Here is a 656-nt window from a genome sequence, read left to right as displayed (position 1 = left end):
AACCGAGGCTGCCATCGTTATTGAGCTGAGCCGCGCTGATTCGCATATGCCGTGCTGCGCTGAGCACGCCGAGGTTATGTAGAACATCGCGGATGCGCAGCTGGATATCCTGGCCGCTGAGTATCTGGCCACCGTCCTGAGTGAGCGTGCCTGCGCTGATATCCGCGTCACCCTTGGCCGCGATCAGACCCGTGTTTTTCAGGTCGCCATCCACATGCAGGTGCAGATGACCGTCGATGAGCATTTCGCCGCTGTTGTTCAGGTCGCTGGCTGCAATGTTCAGTTCTTCTGCGGCAACGATCTTGCCGCGGTTGTCGACGCTTTCAGCAACCACCCTCAAATCGCTTTCGGTGTGCAGTGTGCCGCTGTTATCGAGCTGTTGTGTGGCAACCGTCAGCGTCTGCGCCGTGACGATTTGGCCGCTGTTTTTGACCTGTTGCTTGGCTTCAAGCTTGGCGCTGTTGGCGGCGATTTTTCCGGTGTTCTCGACAGCGCTGGCCTGAACCGCCAAGTGGCCACTGGCATTAAGCTCGCCCTGGTTATCCAAACGCTCGGCGGAGATTTTTAGTTGCTTGCCAGCGATGCGTTTATCGTCCTGAATCCCGCTGACAATCTTCCCTTCGTTGCGCACTGTCGCCGCTTGCACCTGCACATTC

The 656-nt window shown here is 57.6% G+C and carries 1 protein-coding gene; it reads right to left on the bottom strand.

The features are described 5' to 3' along the window. On the bottom strand, positions 1-656 hold a 656-nt coding region (locus DYL61_RS31190; protein WP_167498023.1), incomplete at both ends, for a hypothetical protein.

This window comes from Pseudomonas nabeulensis (genome assembly GCF_004682045.1).
In the GTDB taxonomy this organism is placed as follows: Bacteria; Pseudomonadota; Gammaproteobacteria; order Pseudomonadales; family Pseudomonadaceae; genus Aquipseudomonas; species Aquipseudomonas nabeulensis.
The sequence above is the reverse complement of the archived record's forward strand: the minus strand, read 5'-3'. Positions and strand labels throughout refer to the sequence as shown.